The sequence below is a fragment of the Micromonospora humi genome (genome assembly GCF_900090105.1).
Lineage (GTDB): Bacteria > Actinomycetota > Actinomycetes > Mycobacteriales > Micromonosporaceae > Micromonospora > Micromonospora humi.
In genome coordinates this window covers 26790-44815 of record NZ_FMDM01000006.1, presented here as the reverse complement: position 1 = coordinate 44815, position 18026 = coordinate 26790, and the positions used below count along the sequence as shown (strand labels likewise).

The following is an 18026-nucleotide window of genomic DNA, read 5'->3' as shown; positions in this document are numbered from 1 at the left end:
GGGCCGACGGCCGCCGGGGTAACCAGTTGTCGTCACGCAACTGCTGAGGTGGAGGTTCCCATGGGTCTCGACGACAAGATCGACAACGCTTCCCAGGACACCGCGGGCAAGGTCAAGGAGGGCGTGGGTCGGGCCACCGACAACGAGCGCCTCGAGGCCGAGGGCCGCAACGACCAGGCTGGCGCCAAGCTCAAGCAGGCCGGCGAGAAGATCAAGGACGCCTTCAAGAGCTGACGTACGCCTCGCACACCCCACCGGGCCGGCCTTCGGGCCGGCCCGGCGTGCGTCAAGGGGCCAGGCGCGCGGCGCGTACCTCCAGGTAACGCCGCTCGGGCAGGCTGGTGGTGGCCCGCGCGGCGGCCAGGTAGGCGGCCCGGGCGTCCGCCCGGTCGCCGGCCAGTTCGAGCAGGTGCGCGCGGACGGCGGCCAGCCGGTGGTGCCCGGCGGTCCGGTCGTCCTCGCCGAGCGGCGCGAGCAACGCCAGGCCGGCCCGGGGGCCGGCCACCATGGCCACCGCGACGGCCTGGTTGAGCGTGACCATCGGGTTGGGCGCGATCCGGGCCAGCACCCGGTAGAGCGCGACGATCTGCGGCCAGTCGGTGGTCGCGGCCGTCGGCGCCTCCGCGTGCACCGCCGCGATCGCGGCCTGGACCTGGTACGGGCCCGGCGCCGACCAGGTCAGCGCCTCGGTCACCAGCGCGATCCCCTCCGCCACCGCACCCCGGTCCCAGCGGGTGCGGTCCTGCTCGGCCAGCGGCACCAGCTCCCCGGCCGGGCCGGTCCGGGCCGCCCGGTGCGCGTCGGTCAGCAGCATCAACGCCAGCAGCCCGGCCACCTCGCCGTCGGTCGGCAGCAGCCGGTGCAGCTCCCGGGCCAGCCGGATCGCCTCCCCGGTCAGCTCCGCCCGGTGCAGCTCGTCCCCGCTCGACGCGGTGTAGCCCTCGTTGAAGACCAGGTAGAGCACCCGCAGCACCGCGCCCAGCCGCTCGTCCCGGTCCGCCGACGAGGGCAGGGTGAAGCGCGCCCCGGCCGCTTCGACCCGCTGCTTGGCCCGGCGGATCCGCTGGCTCATGGTGGCCTCCGGCACCAGGTACGCCCGGGCGATCTCGGCGGTGCCCAACCCGCCCACCGCTCGTAGCGTGAGCGCCACCTGGGCGCTGACCGGCAGCGCCGGATGACAGCAGAGGAACAGCAGCTTCAGCGTGTCGTCCCCGCTCGGTGGCTCCTCGTCGGCGGCCGGGGCGACCGCCGCGTACGCCGGCTGCCGGACCGCCACCGCGACCTCGCGTTCCCGGCGGGCGTGCTCGCTGCGCCACTCGTCGGTGAGCCGGCGGGTCGCCACGGTGACCAGCCAGGCGCGCGGGTGCTCCGGCAGGCCCTGCGCCGGCCACTGGACGGCGGCGGCCAGCAGCGCCTCCTGGACCGCGTCCTCGCAGGCGTAGAACTGGCCGTGCCGGCGCACGAGCACGCCGAGGACCTGCGGTGCGAGCGTCCGCAGCAGGTCCTCGACCGCCCGGGAGGTCACATCTCCGTCCCGGCCTGTTCCATCACCGCGCGTACCTCCAGCACGCCGAAGCCGTGGCGCACGTCCGGCCAGCGCGCGGCGATCTCGGCGGCCCGCTCCGGGGTGTCGCAGTCGACAGTCAGGTAGCCGGCGAACTGCTCCTTGCTCTCCACGAACGGCCCGTCGGTGATCTCCGTGCCGCCGGCCGCCGGCCGGACCGTGCGGGTCTGCGACGGGTGCGCCAGCGCATCCCCGCCGACCAGCTCGCCGGACTCGGTCAGCTCCTTCATGATGACGTCGACCTCACCGAAGATCGCGTTGCGCTCCGCCTCGGTCAGCTCGTCGGCGAAGCCGGGCCGGTTCCAGATCAGCAGCATGTACTTCACGGTTGACTCCTCGGGTCGGGGCCACCGTCGGTGGCGCCTCGCAGACGGGTCGGAGCCGCCCGACCCGATCCGACACGTCGAACCGGTTTCCTTATTCGGGCTCGGCCACGAAGACGCCCTGCCCCTGCTGTCCGTAGATCAGATTGCGGGCGTGCAGTTCCTTCACGGCCCGGTAAGCCGTCGATCGGGCGACGTTGTACCGCTCGCCGATCTCGGACACCGACGGCAGCTGTTGCCCGGGCGCGTAGTCGCCAGCACGGATCCTGGCCTCGATGTCGTCGGCTACGCGCCGGTAGTGCGGTGGTCGGGTCGGCATGATCAGCTCTCCTGGACTTCAGCGGAGATCATGTTTCCAGCCCGGACCAGGTGAGGACAAGCGGGCAGCGCGGCAAAGTGGAGACAGTGAGAACTTGACTACAGTGAGACAGTGGATACAGTGAGACAGCGGTCGGGCGCTCCTGGACTTCAGCAATCCGAGGGCTCCGTCCGTCCCGCCGCGGGGGAGCACGACGCGAGGACTCTGCCCCCTGCGGCGGTCCTTTCGTGATCGCTCGGGAAGGGGCGTCCGCGATGCCGATCGATGAGCCAGGTGCGGCTTCGGAAGCGCGCGAAGTCTTCGAAGCCCACCGCATCATCGAAGCTCATTGGACTACTTCTACCGACCGACCGAGGCGCGGCTGCCTGCAGTGCCAGGACTGGTACGCCTGTGCGCAGTTCGACTGGGCGGTGGAGCGGTTCGCCCATTACGCGTCGATCACCTTGCAGAAGCGATGACCTGAAGGCCTTCCGCTGCTCCTGCTCCGCTGGAGCTGATCCAGCGGTCGGTTACGCAGCGCGGTCGGTTGGGGTGGATGCGGAGAGTAATGGCATCGCCTAGGAGCGGCTCGAGCATCTGGACGCCTTTGCTCTGCAGCCATATCCGCACCGGGTAGTTGACCTGCGCTGACGTCAGAGTCACCGATGCCGGTGATGGCCCGGTTCGGTGGCGTTCCGTAGCCGCTGCGCGGATAGCTGCAGAGCAAAGGCGCGGAGCGGTCACCGCTCGCCCCGACGTCGCTGTCACGCCTGGTGATTGCCCGCATGGATTGAACACGGGCCCACCGTTCGTGATCGCCGCAGGACGAGGTGGGCCTGGTTCAGCGGGCTCCGCGCAACGGGCGGGGGGCGGGGTGGTTGGCGTCGAGGGAGGCGCGGTCGGCGGCGGTGGTGCCGGAGGTCCAGCCCTCGGAGTCGCGGACCTGGAGGCGGTGCCGGGTGGTGCCCGGGAAGAGCTGGTCGGCGCGTTCCCGGACGGCGTCCGTGCGGGCCGCGAGCACCGGCAGCAGCCGGTCGTCGGTGTGTTCCTCGGCCGCCGCCGTGCTGGCCGCCCGCAGCCGTTCGCCGATGCGCAGCGCGAACGCGTTGAGGAACGACTCGTCGTAGCCCTTGGTGCGCCGCCCGCCGCCCTTGCCCCGCCCGACCCGGCCGCGCAGCATCGCGGCGGTGGCCTGCACCAGCAGCGACGTGTGCAGCAGCTCCACCGCGGCCAGGTCGGCCGGGAAGCCGAGCACGGTGGCGAAGCCCAGGTCGTCGGACCAGACCGACTCGCACCGGTTCGCGGCCGCCACCTCCTGGATCAGCAGTGCCTTCGCCGCCGCGTACGGGGCGTCGGTGCCCAGGCGCATCCCGCCCGGTTGGTCGGGGCGCTCGGCGGTGGCGTCGAGCAGCGCCGCGTCGATGCTGTGCCGGGCCATCAGCTCCTGCGCCTTCGCGGTGAACGCCTCCGCCTCGGCCGGGTAGGCGGTCGACTCGGCCTTGGCCAGCAGCGCGCGTACCCGGTCGAGCATCCGGGAGCCGGTGGGGGCCACCGCGGCGAGCGGGACGGCGGCGGCGCCCGGCGGCGGGCGGAGCAGCGCGATCGGGGGCAGCCCTTCGACCAGGACGAGCGCGTCGACCGCGTCCCGCAGCGCGGTGATCCGGTCGCCGTCGGCGCGGCGGTCCAGCCAACCCGCGTCGGTGTCCCAGCGGGCGCCCAGGTCGGCGAGCTGCTCGTCGAACCAGGCCGGGACGGGGTCGGGCAGCGCGCGCCGCTGGGCGGCCGACGCGTCGCGCAGCAGCCGGGCGCCGCGCGCGGTGAGCCGGCGCGCGGCGAGCCGGTCCAGGTCGACCGGTTGCCAGCCGCGCGGCCAGAGCCGGCCCAACGTGCGGCACAGGCGGGTGAGCAGCGCCGCGTCCACCGCCGCCCCGTCGCCCACCACCAGCGCGTCGAGGGCGCGCTCGGCGGCGCGTACGTCGGTGCCGCGCGCCGCCACGAGGGCGGCGTCGAGCAGCGGCTCGGCTGAGGACACGGGTGGCTCTCCCTGGACTCCGACAGGCGGCAGGTCGCCCACCCCGTCACCGACGGTACCCGGCCCACCGGTTCAACCGACCGGCGCCGGCGTCCGTACTCTCCTGCGGAGCACGGGCGGTGCGACGGACGGAGAGCGACGTGGGCGGGCGGGACCGGGGCGTGCATCGGCGGCGACGGAGGTCGCGGGCCGGCGTTCGCGCGCTGGTCGCGGTCCTCGTCGTGACCGGCCTCACGGCCGGCGGTGGGTACGCCGTGCGCCGGCACCCGGACCTGCTGGCCTCGGTCGGGGTGGAGCGGACCGTGCCGGCGGCGGTGCCCGACGCGCGGCCGTCGACGGCGACCGCCGCGCCCTCCCCGGTCCCGGTGGCCGGCCGGGTGCCGCCCGGCATCAGCTACCCCGCCCGCGGCGGTGGCGGCTTCCGGACCGCCGACACGGTCGGCGCGGTGGCCGGGCGCTCCGGTGAGTTGCTGCGGTACCGGGTCGCCGTGGAGGACGGCATCCGCAACGTGGACGTGGAACGCTTCGCCCGGGAGGTCGCGGCGACGCTCGCCGACCGGCGGGGCTGGACCGGCGACGGCCGGTGGCGGCTGCAACGGGTGGGCCGGGACGAGCCGGCCGACTTCACCGTGCTGCTGACCACGCCGGTGACCCGCGGCGAGCTGTGCGGCGACCCGAGCGACCGCTACACGTCCTGCCGCAACGGCGACCGGGTCGTGATCAACGTGGCCCGCTGGGTGTACGGGGTGCCGCACGTGCCCGACCTCGACCTCTACCGGCAGTACCTGCTCAACCACGAGGTGGGTCACCGGCTCGGCCACGGCCACGAGCGCTGCCCCCGGGCCGGCGGCCCGGCCCCGGTGATGGTGCAGCAGACGCTCGGCCTGCACGGCTGCACGCCCAACGCCTGGCCGCTGGTCGGCGGCGAGCCGCTGGCCGGCCCGTCCGGCCAGTACGACGACCCGATCCCGGCCGGGGACCGCTGAAGCGCCCCGTCACCGGGTGAATACTGGGCCGGTGGAGAACCGCCCCCGCCTGCTGCTGGTCGAGGACGACCGGGCCCTGTCCGGGCTCCTCGCCGACCTGCTCGCCGACGAGGGGTACGAGGTCGAGGTGGCCGGCGACGGTCACCTCGGCCTGCACCGCGCGCTGACCCGGGACTACCAGGTGATGGTGGTCGACCGAGGGCTGCCGGCCCTGGACGGCCTGGAACTGGTCGCCCGGCTGCGGGCGAACGGCGTCACCTGCCCGGTGCTGCTGCTCACCGCCCGGGGCGCGGTGCAGGACCGGGTGGCCGGCCTGGACGCCGGTGCGGAGGACTATCTCGTCAAGCCGTTCGAGGTGGCGGAGCTGACGGCCCGGCTCCGGGCGTTGCGCCGCCGGCACCCGGACGGCGCGGGCTGGTTGCCGCTGGGCCGCCGCCGGCTCGACGTGGGCAACCGCCGGGTGGTCGACGGCGCCGAGGAGATTCCGCTCTCCGCCCGCGAGTTCGCCGTGCTGCACGCCCTCGCCGGTCGGCCCCGCAAGGTCTTCACCCGGGCGGAGTTGCTCAGCGCGGCGTTCGACCGGGCCGACGCGCCGGGCACTGTCGACGCCTGCGTCCACCACCTGCGCCGCAAGCTGGGCCGGGACGCCGTCCGCACGGTGCACGGGCTGGGCTACCGGCTCGGGGCCGGCTAGGCGTGGACGAGGCCCGCCTCGCCCGCGCCCGCCGATGCAGCGTGGTCCACACCGCCGGCGCCATCGGGCTGGTCCTGCTGCTGGTCGGCGCGCTGATGTACGTGTTGACCAGCCGCCAGGAGTCGCGGGCGCTGGACGGCGAGCTGAGTCGGGTGCTGGCCGCCGCCGAGGACGTGGACGACCCGCCGCCCGGGCAGTTCCTGGCCCGGCAGCGCCCCGGCGACCCGGCCGTCGAGGTGACCCCGGGCGCGTCGCCGGAGCTGACCCGGGTGCTCGACCAGGCGGTACGCGGTGCGCCCGGCCGCCGCGACGCGACGGCCGGCGACGACCGGCCGGTCCGGGTGGCGGTGGAGCGCCGGCCGGACGGCACCCGCTGGGCGGTCGCCGCCGACCTGGCCCCGCTGCGTCGGCGGCAGGGGCAGCTCGGCCTCGCGTTGCTGGCCGCCGAGCTGGCCGGGCTGGCCGGCGCGCTGGTCACGGCCACGCTGCTGGCCCGGCGGGCGGTCGCCCCGCTGGCCGCCGCGCTCGGCATGCAGCGCCGGTTCGTGGCGGACGCCTCGCACGAGCTGCGGGCCCCGCTGACCGTGCTGCACACCCGGGCGCAACTGCTGGCCCGGCGCGCCCGGGACCAGCCGGCGGACCGGCTGGCCGGGCAGCTCGACCAGCTCGTGGCGGACACCCGGGCGCTCGGAGAGGTGGTCGAGGACCTGCTGGTGTCGGCCGCCGCCGAGCACCAGCCGCTGCCGGACACCGAGGTGGACCTGGCCGAGGTGGCCCGCGAGGTGGTGGAGAGCATGTCCGCGTACGCCTCGGGCCGGCAGGTGGAGCTGCGGTGGGTGACCGGCGGTCCGGCGCCGGTCCGGGGCGCCCGGCCGGCCCTGCGCCGGGCGCTGACCGCGCTCGTGGACAACGCCGTCGGCCACGTGCCGGCGGGCGGTCACGTCACCGTCACCGTGGCCCGTCGCGACGGGCGGGTCGTCGCGGAGGTCGCCGACGACGGAGTCGGTCTGGACCCGGCGGAGGCGGACCGGCTGTTCGCGCGGTTCGCGCACGGCACGGCCGGTGCGGGCCGGCGGTTCGGTCTCGGCCTCGCCCTGGTCCAGCACGTGGCGCGGGCGCACCGCGGCGCCGTCGAGGTGAGCGGCGCGCCGGGGCGCGGCGCCACCTTCACCGTGTCGCTGCCGCCCGCCTGAGCGGGCGCTCGGGAGGTAAGAACTTCGCAAGAAACGCCGGGCACTGTGGGAGCCGGATCGGACCCCGACCGCCGAGGAGATCACCGTGCCCGACTCCGTGAACGGACTGCCGTTGCACCCGCTGGTGGTGCACGCCGTGGTGGTGCTGCTGCCGCTGGCCGCGCTCGGCGTGGTGGCGCTGGCCGTCCGACCCGTCTGGCGGGGACGCTTCGGCTGGCTCGTGGTGCTGGTCGCGGCGCTGGCCACCGCCGCGATCCCGCTGGCCACCGAGAGCGGGGAGAACCTGGAACGCCGGGTCGGCGACCCGGGGCGGCACGCCGAGCTGGGCGACCAGTTGATCTGGTTCGCGCTGCCGCTGCTGGTCGCCGCGGTCGCGCTGGTCTGGCTGCACCGCCGGGCGGAGCGGCCGGCCGGTGACGGGCCGAGGGCCGGGTCCGGCGCGCTGGGCGTGGTGGTGGCCGTGCTCGCGGTGGTGGTGGCCGCGGCGAACCTGGTGCAGGTCTACCGGGTGGGCGACTCGGGCGCGAAGGCGGTCTGGGGCGACGTCCCGGCGGCCACCGCGGAGCACGGCGACTGATCCGCCGGGACTGCGGCCGCCGCCGGCCGGTGGTGTGATGGACGGATGGACTACGTGACGTTCGGCTCCACCGGCCTTCAGGTGTCCCGGCTCTGCCTGGGTTGCATGAGCTACGGCGAGCCGGGGCGGGGCACGCATCCCTGGTCGCTGCCGGAGGACGACGCCCGCCCCTTCATCAAGCAGGCGCTGGAGCTGGGGGTGAACTTCTTCGACACCGCCAACGTCTACTCCGACGGCACCAGCGAGGAGATCGTCGGCCGGGCGCTGAAGGACTTCGCCGACCGCGAGGACGTGGTGATCGCGACCAAGGTGCACGGCCGGATGGGCTCCGGGCCGAACCGGGGTGGGCTGTCCCGCAAGCACATCATGAGCGAGATCGACGCGAGTCTGCGCCGGCTCGGCACCGACTACGTCGACCTCTACCAGATCCACCGCCTCGACCCGGCCACCCCGATCGAGGAGACCATGGAGGCGCTGCACGACCTGGTCCGGGCCGGCAAGGTCCGCTACCTCGGCGCCTCGTCGATGTACGCGTGGCAGTTCGCGAAGGCGCTCCGGGCCGCCGAGCGGCACGGCTGGACCCGGTTCGTCTCCATGCAGAACCACTACAACCTGCTCTACCGCGAGGAGGAGCGGGAGATGCTGCCGCTCTGCCTCGACGAGGGGGTCGCGGTGATCCCGTGGAGCCCGCTGGCCCGGGGCCTGCTGACCCGTGACCCGGGGGAGCGGACGGCGCGGGCGGAGACCGACGAGTTCGGTCGCACGCTCTACGCGCGCACCGAGGAGCACGACCGGGCCGTGGTCGACGCGGTGGGCCGGGTGGCCGCGCAGCGGGGCGTGCCGCGCGCGCAGGTCGCGCTGGCCTGGGTGGCGCGCCACCCGGCGGTGACCGCGCCGATCGTCGGCGCGACGAAGCCGCACCACCTGACCGACGCGGTCGCCGCGCTGGAGCTGGAGCTGACCGACGCCGAGGTGGCGGAGCTGGAGGCGCCGTACGTTCCGCACCCGGTGTCCGGTTTCTGAGCGCTACCCCTTTCGCGGGAACGAGGCCCAGATGTGCTTGGTGGTCTCGGTGGCGTACCAGCCGACGTCCAACGAGATCGACTGGGCCAGGAACAGCCCGCGTCCGCCGGAGTCCGTCGGGCTGATGTCGGTCAGCTCCGGCACCGAGCTGACGTCGTGGTCGGCCACGTCGAGCAGGAACCGGTCGTCGGTGCACAGCAGCGTGACGATGGTGGGCGGCCGCCCGTGCCGCAGCGCGTTGCTGGACAGCTCGGTGGCGACGAGCAGCACCATGTGCGGCACCTCGTCCAGGTCCTCGCCCTGCACGAGGCCGTGCCGGTTGAGTGCGTCGCGCAACGAGGCCCGCACGTCACGGAGCTCCTCGGGGGTGTCGAGCACCCACCGCTCCAGCTCGGCGGCCTGCGGCGGTGGCGGCGACGTGCGCAACTGTCCCATGATCTGCCTTTACCCTCCGTAGCGATTCGTTAAGCCCGGTGGGTGCGCCACACCGTGGTGACCGGCGACGTGTCGACCACGCGGATATCTGCTGTGGTCAATGTCACGCTACGGTGCCGGCACGCCGGTCGTCCCGCCGGCACCCGGACGGGAGCATGCCATGCAGACACCGTGGAAAGCCGTCACCACCCTCGCCGCCGCGCTCCTGCTGATCCTGCCCGGCGGGGTCGCCGCCCGGGCCGCGGGCGCGCCGTCCACCAGACCGCCGGTCGCCGGCACGCTGCGCGCGTACCCGGTCTCCGCCGTCTACGTCGCCGGGGTCTCCTCCGGCGGCTACCTGGCCACCCAGCTGCAGGTCGCCTACTCGGCCCGGATCCGGGGCGCGGCGATCTTCGCGGCCGGGCCGTACTACTGCGCGCAGAACACCATCCCGCAGGCGCTCTACGGCTGCGGCGACAACATCTACCCCACCTACCTGGGCAACCTGGAGGCGTACACCCGGACCTGGGCCGGGTACGGCTGGATCGACGGCACCGGCAACCTCTCCGGCCAGCCGGTGTACGTCTACCACGGCAACAGCGACGCCACCGTGAAGAAATCGGTCAGCGACGACCTGGTCCGGTACTACCAGGACTTCGGCGCTCGGGTCCGCTACGACTCCGGCAGCACGGCCGGGCACTCCTGGGTCACCCCCTACGGCACGGTCGGCTGCACCGCCACCGCCTCGCCGTACCTCGCCGACTGCGGCACCGACCCGCAGGGCGCCTTCCTCGGCCACCTGCTCGGCTCGGTCGCCGCACCGAACACCGGACCGCTCAGCGGCAGCCTGATCCGATTCAGCCAGGACAGCTTCGCGGTCAACGGCTGGGCCAACGGGTTGAGCATGGACGCCAACGGCTTCGCGTACGTGCCGAGCGCCTGCGCCGCCGGCACCACCTGCCGGCTGCTGGTCGCCCTGCACGGCTGCGCCCAGGGGTACGCGAAGGTCGGCACCGCCTTCGTCGACCGGGCCAACCTCAACCAGTACGCCGACACCAACCGGCTGATCGTGCTCTATCCGCAGGCGACCGCCACCGCGGTGAACCCGAACGGCTGCTGGGACTGGTGGGGCTACCTCGGCTTCACGAACTACCCGATCAAGGGCGGGGCCCAGGTCGAGACCATCATGAACATGGTCCGCCGGCTCGACGGCTGAGCCCGCCGAGGTCCGGCCCGGCCTGCGGGTCTGGGCCGGACCGGGTCACCTACGGTACGGTCACCTCATGGTCGTGGAGGAACATTGGTGGAACGGCGTCAACATCCCTCGCGGGCGCCGCGACGTCTACATCTGCACCGACGGGCAGCAGTGGCAGGTCCAGGCCCAGATCGGCGGCGCCGCCGGCCGGTCGAAGATCCAGCAGTGCCCGAGCCGCGTCTCGGCGAGCATCCTCGCCGGCGCCTGGCGGTCGAGCGGCACCGGCTGGCGGGAGATGCCCCGCTGAACCCGGGCCGGCGGTCGAGCACGACCGCCGGTCACGGCACGGTCGCCCAGGTCACCGGCGATTTCCCGCGGTTCCCGGCGCCGTAGGTCGCGTCCGCACGCCCGAGACCGGCCCACCGGGCCGCGACGGTCGAGGAATGGCCCGCCGGGAAGCGGGTAGGCGCGGCCGTGGCCGGTGCGGGGACGGGCGGGGACGGCGGGCGGGCCGCCGGGCAGGGCTTCGCCGGCCGGTTGCGCTCCGTGCCGGCACTGCTCAGGGACCGGTTCGGCCGGGTACGCGCAGGCGTCGGGCTGGCCGCGCAGGCCGGGGTCGCCGCGGGTCTCTCCTGGTGGGTAGCGGACTCGTTGCTGCACATCGCCCAACCGGTCTTCGCCCCGATCTCGGCGGTGGTGGCGCTCGCCGCCTCGGTGGGGCAACGGCTGCGCCGTACCGTCGAACTGGTGGTCGGGGTGGCCGTCGGCATCCTGATCGGTGACCTGCTGATCCGCCTGGTCGGGGTCGGTGCGTGGCAGCTCGGCGTCATCGTGGCGCTGGCCGTGGTGGTGGCGGCGTTCGTCGGCCGGAGCCCGGCGCTGGTGGTGCAGGCCGGCGCGACGGCGGTGCTGATCGGGACGCTCACGCCGTCCGTGCCGGATCTCGAGGCGCACCGGGTGATCGACGCGCTGATCGGCGGCGGGGCGACGCTGCTGGTGACCGCCCTGCTGTTGCCGCTGAACCCGTTGCGGATCATCAACCGGGCGGCCGGCCCGGCGCTCGACCTGCTCGCCGACCAGTTGGACCGCACGGCGGTCGCGCTGCGTGAGCGGGACGCCGAGGCGGCCCGGCTCGCCCGCGACCGCCTGCGGGACAACAAGGCGGAGATGGGCTCGTTCGGTGAGGCGGCGCAGGGTGCCCGGGAGGCCGCCACGCTCTCCCCGGTCTACTGGACCGCCCGGGAGGGGCCGCTCGGCCGGTACGCCAAGGCGGTCGAGCCGGTGGACCGGGCGATGCGGAACAGCGGCACGCTGATCCGGCGGGCGGTCACCCTGATCGCCGACGGGGAGCGGGTGCCGGACGACATGCCCGCCGCGGTGTCGGCGCTGGCCGAGGCGGCCCGGACGTTGCGGAAGGAGTTCGCCCGCGGCGCGCCGGAGCCGGCCCGGTGCCGCGAGTCCGCGCTGCGGGCCGTCGCGGGGGCCGGCCGCGCCTACCGGGCCGGGGTGGACTTCTCCGGCGCCGTCGTGGTGGCCCAGGTACGCACCACGGCAAGCGACCTGCTGGTCGCCACGGACGTCGACCAGGACGAGGCGAACCGGTTGGTGCGCTCGGCCTTCGGCCCGCTCGACCCACCCCGGTCCGGCGAACGCGCCGGCTCGGGCGCGGCCCGTCCCGACGCCTGACGCGGGCGCGTCAAGGCGACGTGAAAACGGTCCGGCTCCGCGTAGCGGATGCGTCAAAGGTGTCGACGGTGGACCGCCGGCCCGGCTGGTATGGCTGCCAGTGCGGGCATTTCGAGCCCGCGGTCGGTTCGCCGGAGGCATGTCGTGGCTGTGGTACGAGATCAGGAAACCGGAATCCGGGTGGCCGGCGGCGTGCTGCTGGTGGTGGGCTCGGCCCTGGTGGCGGCAGCGGTCTTCGCGCCGGGAGAACTGCCCGGCCGGGTGCTGCTGATCGCGATCGCGGTCGGGGCGTACGCCGCGGTGGTGGCCGACCTGCGCGCGGTGGCCGCGGTGACCGTGCTGGGCGCGGCGACGTTCGTCGGTTTCCTGGCCCACCGCTTCGGGGAGCTGACCGGCTCCGGCGACGCCTGGTCCCACGCCGTGCTGATCGGTTTCGCCGCGGTGCTCGGCACCGGTTACCGGTACGCCCGGTCGATCAACTCCGGCCACCCCGACGCGCCGCGCCCGCCGCTGCGCCGGGTGCCCGGTCCGGCGCCCGTGATCACTGTGCCGGAGCGCGCCGAGGAGCGCCGTGCGGCCTGAGCGGGCCGCTGACAGGTCGCTGTCGATCGAGGTGGAGCTGGTGACCGGGCGGGGCCGCACCTGGTGGCCGCGCCCGGGTCGGGTCTTCGCCGCCGGTCCGGCGCACACGTTCGCGCAGCTGGCCGGGGCGGTGGACCGCGCGTTCGCGTACGTCTTCGATCTCGGCGCCGACTGGACCCACCTCTGCACGGTCCGCCGGGAGCATGCCGGACGTCCGCCGGCGCTGCCGGCGCTGCGCGACGGCTGGGGAGACCGGCCGGACCAGTACGGACCGGGCGTTGGAGGTGGGGCCGCCTGCGGTGTTCCGCCCGGCCTGCCGCCGCTGCTCGCCTCGTGGCGTCCGCGTCGGCCGTGACCGGCCTCACCTTCACCCGGGGGCGGCGTGAAAGGCGCGTGAAGAAACCGACGCCCGGCGTGATGGTCGCGTTATAGCCCCTGTCCGTCGACGCGACCTGGCGTTTTGATTGCCCGGCGCGACCGGGAGGCGGTCGCGAGGACATCTTCCGCTAGGAGAGGTCAGCCGTGTCTGACGTGCTGTTCGTGTTGCTGACGGTGGGGCTGTTCGCGGCTCTCGCCCTCGTGGTGAGGGGTGTGGAGAAGCGGTGAGCGCCGTCAACGCCGTCGGCCTGGTGCTGGCGATCGGGCTGGGCGTGTTCCTGGTCGTCGCCCTGCTGTTCCCGGAGCGTTTCTGATGAGCATGACCACAGCCGGGGTGCTGTTCGTGCTGTCGCTGGTGGTGGCGCTGGTCGCCGTCCACAAACCGTTCGGTGACCACATGTTCCGGGTGGTCACCGGGACCCGGTCGTCCCGGGTCGAGCGGGGGATCTACCGCCTGGTCGGGGTCGACCCGGCCGCCGAGCAGACCTGGGGCGTCTACGTCCGCAGCGTGCTCGCCTTCTCGGCCGTCTCCCTGCTGTTCCTCTACGCGTTGCAGCGGCTGCAGAACCACCTGTGGCTGTCGCTGGGCTTCGACCCTGTGGTGCCGCACGGCGCCTGGAACACGGCCGTGTCGTTCGTGACCAACACGAACTGGCAGTGGTATTCGGGTGAGTCGACCATGGGCCACCTGGTGCAGATGGCCGGCCTGGCGGTGCAGAACTTCGTCTCCGCCGCGGTCGGCATCGCCGTCGCGGTGGCGCTGGTCCGGGGCTTCGCCCGCAGCCGCACCGGCGAGCTGGGCAACTTCTGGGTCGACCTGGTCCGCGTCACGCTGCGGATCCTGCTGCCGATCGCGGTGCTCGGCGCGCTCGCGCTGATGCTCGGCGGGGTGGTGCAGAACCTGTCCGGCGGCACCGACGTGACCACGCTGACCGGCGGCGGCCAGACGATCACCGGTGGACCGGTGGCCGGGCAGGAAGTGATCAAGGAACTCGGCACCAACGGCGGCGGCTTCTACAACGCCAACAGCGCCCACCCGTTCGAGAACCCGACCGCGTGGACGAACTGGCTGGAGATCTTCCTGATCCTGGTGATCCCGTTCAGCCTGCCCCGGGTCTTCGGCCGGATGGTCGGGCAGAACCGGCAGGGCTACGCGATCGCCGCGGTGATGGCGATCCTCGCGCTGGCCAGCATCACCCTGACCAACGTCTTCGAGCTGGCCGGCCACGGCACGGTGCCGCAGGCGGTCGGCGCGGCGATGGAGGGCAAGGAGGTGCGGTTCGACGTGTCGAACTCGGCCACCTTCGCGGCGGCCACCACGCTCACCTCGACCGGCGCGGTCAACTCGTTCCACGACTCGTACACCGCGCTGGGCGGAATGATGACGCTGGGCAACATGATGCTCGGCGAGGTCGCGCCGGGCGGCGTCGGCGCCGGCCTCTACGGGCTGCTGATCCTCGCGGTGATCACGGTCTTCGTCGCCGGCCTGATGGTCGGCCGCACGCCGGAGTACCTGGGCAAGAAGATCGGGGCTCGCGAGATCAAGTTCGCCTCGATGTACTTCCTGATCACGCCGGCGTTGGTGCTCACCGGCACCGCCGCCGCGTTCGCCACCGGCAACGCCTCGACCGCGCTCAACACCGGGCCGCACGGGCTCTCCGAGGTGCTCTACGCGTTCACCTCGGCGAGCAACAACAACGGTTCGGCGTTCGCCGGCATCACCGTGAACACGCAGTGGTGGAACATCGCGCTGGGGCTGTGCATGCTGCTCGGCCGGTTCCTGCCGATCATCTTCGTGCTCGCGCTGGCCGGCTCGCTGGCCCGCCAGCAGCCCACCCCCGCGTCCGAGGGCACCCTGCCGACCCACAAGCCGCTCTTCGTCGGCATGGTCGTCGGCGTCACGGTGGTCCTCGTCGCGCTCACCTTCCTGCCCGCGCTCGCGCTCGGCCCGCTGGCCGAAGGGCTGTGACCACCATGAGAGACAAGGACATGACGGCACTTCTCGACACCGCCGAGGCGCCGGCCACCGGCGATCCGGCCGCCCCGGGCGGCCGGGTCGGTGGCGGACTGCTCGACCCGCGCCAGCTGCTCGCGTCGCTGCCGGACGCGCTGCGCAAGCTCGACCCGCGCACGCTGTGGCGCAACCCGGTGATGCTGATCGTCGAGATCGGCGCGCTCTTCACCACCGCGCTCGCGGTGGCCGACCCGTCCGTCTTCGCCTGGGCGATCACCGTCTGGCTGTGGCTGACCGTGATCTTCGCCAACCTGGCCGAGGCGGTCGCCGAGGGGCGCGGCAAGGCCCAGGCCGCGACGCTGCGGCGGGCCAAGCAGGACACCATCGCCACCCGCCTGCTCGGTTGGACGCCGGGCGCGGCGGCCAACGCCTACCGCGACGAGGCGGTGCCCGCGCCGCAACTGCGGCAGGGCGACGTCGTGCTGGTCGAGGCCGGGCAGATCATCCCCGCCGACGGCGACGTGGTCGAGGGCATCGCCAGCGTCGACGAGTCGGCCATCACCGGCGAGTCGGCCCCGGTCATCCGGGAGTCCGGCGGCGACCGCAGCGCGGTCACCGGCGGCACCCGGGTGCTCTCCGACCGGATCGTCGTCCGGGTCACCCAGAAGCCGGGCGAGAGCTTCATCGACCGGATGATCGCGCTGGTCGAAGGCGCCAACCGGCAGAAGACGCCGAACGAGATCGCGCTGAACATCCTGCTGGCCGCGCTGACGATCATCTTCCTGCTCGCGGTGGTCACGCTCCAGCCGCTGGCGATCTTCGCCAAGGGCTGGCAGGCCGCCGCGCCGGACACCCAGGCGATCACCGACTCCGGCGTCACCGGCATCGTGCTGGTCTCGCTGCTGGTCTGCCTCATCCCGACCACCATCGGCGCGCTGCTCTCCGCGATCGGCATCGCCGGCATGGACCGCCTGGTCCAGCGCAACGTGCTGGCGATGAGCGGCCGGGCGGTCGAGGCGGCCGGCGACGTCAACACGCTGCTGCTGGACAAGACCGGCACGATCACCCTCGGCAACCGGCAGGCCGCCGAGTTCCTGCCGGTGGCCGGCGTGGACGCGGCCACCGTCGCGGACGCCGCACAGCTCTCCAGCCTGGCCGACGAGACGCCCGAGGGGCGCTCGGTGGTGGTGCTGGCCAAGAACGAGTACGGGCTGCGCGAGCGCGAGCCCGGCCTCGTCCCGCACGCCACGTTCGTGCCGTTCACCGCGCAGACCCGGATGAGCGGCGTCGACCTGGACGCCGAGGGTGGGGTCCGGCAGATCCGCAAGGGCGCCGCCGCCGCGGTGATGAAGTGGGTACGCGAACACGGCGGCCACCCGACCGAGCAGGTCGGCGAGCTGGTGGACGCGATCAGCGGCACCGGCGGCACCCCGCTCGTGGTCGCCGAGCGAGTGGCGGGCGAGCCGGCCCGGGCGCTGGGCGTCATCCACCTCAAGGACGTGGTGAAGGCCGGCATGCGGGAGCGCTTCGACGAGATGCGCCGGATGGGCATCCGGACCGTGATGATCACCGGGGACAACCCGCGCACCGCGAAGGCCATCGCCGACGAGGCCGGGGTGGACGACTTCCTCGCCGAGGCCACGCCGGAGGACAAGCTCGCCCTGATCCGCAAGGAGCAGGAGGGCGGTCGGCTGGTCGCGATGACCGGTGACGGCACCAACGACGCGCCCGCGCTGGCCCAGGCGGACGTCGGCGTGGCCATGAACACCGGCACGTCGGCCGCGAAGGAGGCCGGCAACATGGTCGACCTCGACTCCGACCCGACCAAGCTGATCGAGATCGTGGAGATCGGCAAGCAGTTGCTGATCACCCGGGGCGCGTTGACGACGTTCAGCATCGCCAACGACATCGCGAAGTACTTCGCGATCATCCCGGCCATGTTCGCCGGCATCTACCCGTCGCTGGACCGGCTCAACGTGATGCGGCTGGCCAGCCCCGAGTCGGCGATCCTCTCCGCGGTCGTCTTCAACGCGATCGTCATCGTCGCGTTGATCCCGCTGGCCCTGCGGGGCGTGCGCTACCGCCCGGCCAGCGCCTCGAAGCTGCTCAGCCGCAACCTGTGGCTCTACGGTCTCGGCGGCATCGTGGTGCCGTTCGTCGGCATCAAGCTCATCGACCTGCTCGTCCAGTTCATTCCGGGGATCTCGTGATGCGCCTTCCCAGTTGGCTCTCCCAGCATCTGGCCGCCCTGCGTGCCGTGCTCGTCCTCACCGTGCTGCTCGGGCTGGCGTACCCGCTCGCCCTGGTCGGCGTGGGCCGGCTCCCCGGCCTCGACGACCGGGCGGACGGCTCGCTGGTCACCGTCGGCGGCCGGACCGTCGGCAGCTCGCTGATCGGGCAGTCGTTCACCGACGCGGACGGCAACCCCGTGCCGCGCTACTTCCAGTCCCGCCCGTCCGCCGCCGGCGACGGCTACGACCCGACCGCCACCGCGGCCAGCAACCTCGGCCCGGAGAGCGTGGTGGACACGCTCGCCGCCGACCCGGCCGAATCCACGGCGAGCCTGCTCAGCCAGGTGTGCGCGCGCAGCAAGGCGGTCGGCGAGCTGGACGGCGTGGACGGGCGGCGGCCGTACTGCACGCCGGACGGGGTGGGCGCGGTGCTCGCCGTGTTCCGCACCGACGGCCTGACCGGAAGGATCACCCGGGTGGTCAGCGTCAACCAGGCCGCGCCGGCGACGCCGTTCGTCACCACCTGGCAGGGCGTGCCGGTGGAGCCGGCGACACCCGGCCGGGACTACGTGGCCGAGGGCGGCCTGATCACCCCGGTCCGGGGGGACGCGCCGGCGCGGTCGGCCGTGCCGGCCGACGCGGTCACCGCCGGCGGCAGCGGCCTCGACCCCCACATCTCCCCGGCGTACGCGGAGATCCAGGTGGCCCGGGTGGCGCGGGAGCGCGGGGTGGACCAGGCGGCGATCCGCCGGTTGGTCGAGGAGCACACCTCCGGCCGGTCGCTCGGTTTCCTGGGCGAGCCCGCCGTGAACGTGCTGGACCTCAACCTGGCGCTGGACCGGGAGTTCCCGGCGCGCTGACGCCGGCAGGTGTTAACCGGGGGCCCCGCCTCTACC

General features: G+C 73.7%; 21 protein-coding genes. 16 read left to right on the top strand and 5 right to left on the bottom strand.

The features are described 5' to 3' along the window. The first annotated feature begins 60 nt into the window (after positions 1-60). Positions 61-234, top strand: coding sequence for a CsbD family protein (locus GA0070213_RS13270; RefSeq protein WP_013283784.1), 174 nt, complete (start codon positions 61-63; stop codon positions 232-234). 52 nt (positions 235-286) lie between these two features. Here GA0070213_RS13270 and GA0070213_RS13265 read toward each other — a convergent pair whose 3' ends face one another. The 3 genes from GA0070213_RS13265 to GA0070213_RS13255 all read right to left on the bottom strand — a co-directional run bounded on the left by GA0070213_RS13265 (position 287) and on the right by GA0070213_RS13255 (position 2206). Beyond that, positions 287-1525, bottom strand: a complete 1239-nt coding sequence (locus tag GA0070213_RS13265) for an RNA polymerase sigma factor (RefSeq protein WP_091062533.1) — start codon at positions 1523-1525, stop codon at positions 287-289. Then, a complete protein-coding gene (locus GA0070213_RS13260; protein ID WP_245716398.1) occupies positions 1522-1881 on the bottom strand; it encodes a YciI family protein in 360 nt (119 codons plus the stop codon). The genes GA0070213_RS13265 and GA0070213_RS13260 overlap by 4 nt, the downstream gene beginning before the upstream one ends. Before the next feature lie 100 nt (positions 1882-1981). Further along, positions 1982-2206 (bottom strand): GntR family transcriptional regulator, encoded by a 225-nt coding sequence (locus tag GA0070213_RS13255; RefSeq protein ID WP_091062529.1) that lies wholly within the window; start codon positions 2204-2206, stop codon positions 1982-1984. Between the two features lie 254 nt (positions 2207-2460). Between GA0070213_RS13255 and GA0070213_RS13250 the strand changes: the two genes are divergently transcribed. Further along, positions 2461-2664 (top strand): hypothetical protein, encoded by a 204-nt coding sequence (locus GA0070213_RS13250; RefSeq protein WP_139128666.1) that lies wholly within the window; start codon positions 2461-2463, stop codon positions 2662-2664. 362 nt (positions 2665-3026) lie between these two features. Here GA0070213_RS13250 and GA0070213_RS13245 read toward each other — a convergent pair whose 3' ends face one another. Continuing rightward, the gene (locus tag GA0070213_RS13245) at positions 3027-4217 is read right to left on the bottom strand and encodes a DUF2786 domain-containing protein (RefSeq protein ID WP_091062525.1); all 1191 of its coding nucleotides are present in this window, start codon (positions 4215-4217) and stop codon (positions 3027-3029) included. Positions 4218-4438: 221 nt separating this feature from the next. On the opposite strand from GA0070213_RS13245, the gene GA0070213_RS13240 reads away from it, so the two are divergent. The 5 genes from GA0070213_RS13240 (at position 4439) to GA0070213_RS13220 (ending at position 8690) form a co-directional block, all read left to right on the top strand. After that, positions 4439-5203: a DUF3152 domain-containing protein gene (locus tag GA0070213_RS13240; RefSeq protein WP_245716376.1), complete on the top strand. Its 765-nt coding sequence runs from the start codon at positions 4439-4441 to the stop codon at positions 5201-5203. A gap of 31 nt (positions 5204-5234) precedes the next feature. Next, the gene (locus GA0070213_RS13235) at positions 5235-5897 is read left to right on the top strand and encodes a response regulator transcription factor (RefSeq protein WP_245716375.1); all 663 of its coding nucleotides are present in this window, start codon (positions 5235-5237) and stop codon (positions 5895-5897) included. Between the two features lie 2 nt (positions 5898-5899). Continuing rightward, a complete protein-coding gene (locus GA0070213_RS13230; protein WP_091062519.1) occupies positions 5900-7090 on the top strand; it encodes a sensor histidine kinase in 1191 nt (396 codons plus the stop codon). A gap of 85 nt (positions 7091-7175) precedes the next feature. Beyond that, positions 7176-7667, top strand: a complete 492-nt coding sequence (locus GA0070213_RS31515; RefSeq protein WP_091062517.1) for a DUF2231 domain-containing protein — start codon at positions 7176-7178, stop codon at positions 7665-7667. 45 nt (positions 7668-7712) lie between these two features. Beyond that, positions 7713-8690, top strand: a complete 978-nt coding sequence (locus GA0070213_RS13220; protein WP_091062515.1) for an aldo/keto reductase — start codon at positions 7713-7715, stop codon at positions 8688-8690. Positions 8691-8693: 3 nt separating this feature from the next. Here the strand turns inward: GA0070213_RS13220 and GA0070213_RS13215 are convergent, their stop codons facing one another. Continuing rightward, entirely contained in the window at positions 8694-9125 is a 432-nt protein-coding gene (locus GA0070213_RS13215) for an ATP-binding protein (protein WP_091062514.1), read from the bottom strand. 160 nt (positions 9126-9285) lie between these two features. Here GA0070213_RS13215 and GA0070213_RS13210 point away from each other — a divergent pair, with 160 nt between their 5' ends. The 9 genes from GA0070213_RS13210 (at position 9286) to GA0070213_RS13170 (ending at position 17990) form a co-directional block, all read left to right on the top strand. After that, positions 9286-10320 carry an extracellular catalytic domain type 2 short-chain-length polyhydroxyalkanoate depolymerase gene (locus GA0070213_RS13210; protein WP_091062512.1) on the top strand — a complete coding sequence of 345 codons (1035 nt, stop codon included), beginning with the start codon at positions 9286-9288 and terminating at the stop codon, positions 10318-10320. 67 nt (positions 10321-10387) lie between these two features. Then, a complete protein-coding gene (locus GA0070213_RS13205; RefSeq protein ID WP_091062509.1) occupies positions 10388-10606 on the top strand; it encodes a hypothetical protein in 219 nt (72 codons plus the stop codon). 167 nt (positions 10607-10773) lie between these two features. Next, on the top strand, positions 10774-11985 hold the full coding sequence (locus GA0070213_RS13200) for an FUSC family protein (protein ID WP_091062507.1): 1212 nt from the start codon (positions 10774-10776) through the stop codon (positions 11983-11985). Positions 11986-12129: 144 nt separating this feature from the next. Next, complete coding sequence (locus GA0070213_RS13195; protein ID WP_139128665.1) at positions 12130-12567, top strand: hypothetical protein; 438 nt, start codon at positions 12130-12132, stop codon at positions 12565-12567. Further along, entirely contained in the window at positions 12557-12922 is a 366-nt protein-coding gene (locus GA0070213_RS13190) for a hypothetical protein (RefSeq protein WP_091062504.1), read from the top strand. The genes GA0070213_RS13195 and GA0070213_RS13190 overlap by 11 nt, the downstream gene beginning before the upstream one ends. A gap of 247 nt (positions 12923-13169) precedes the next feature. After that, positions 13170-13259, top strand: coding sequence for a K(+)-transporting ATPase subunit F (gene kdpF, locus GA0070213_RS13185; RefSeq protein ID WP_036343797.1), 90 nt, complete (start codon positions 13170-13172; stop codon positions 13257-13259). Beyond that, complete coding sequence (gene kdpA, locus GA0070213_RS13180) at positions 13259-14914, top strand: potassium-transporting ATPase subunit KdpA (protein ID WP_091062501.1); 1656 nt, start codon at positions 13259-13261, stop codon at positions 14912-14914. The genes kdpF and kdpA overlap by 1 nt, the downstream gene beginning before the upstream one ends. 20 nt (positions 14915-14934) lie before the next feature. Further along, a complete protein-coding gene (kdpB, locus tag GA0070213_RS13175; protein ID WP_091062500.1) occupies positions 14935-17109 on the top strand; it encodes a potassium-transporting ATPase subunit KdpB in 2175 nt (724 codons plus the stop codon). Continuing rightward, positions 17109-17990: a potassium-transporting ATPase subunit C gene (locus tag GA0070213_RS13170; RefSeq protein ID WP_091062498.1), complete on the top strand. Its 882-nt coding sequence runs from the start codon at positions 17109-17111 to the stop codon at positions 17988-17990. Before kdpB ends, GA0070213_RS13170 begins: the two co-directional genes overlap by 1 nt. The last annotated feature ends 36 nt before the right edge of the window (positions 17991-18026 follow it).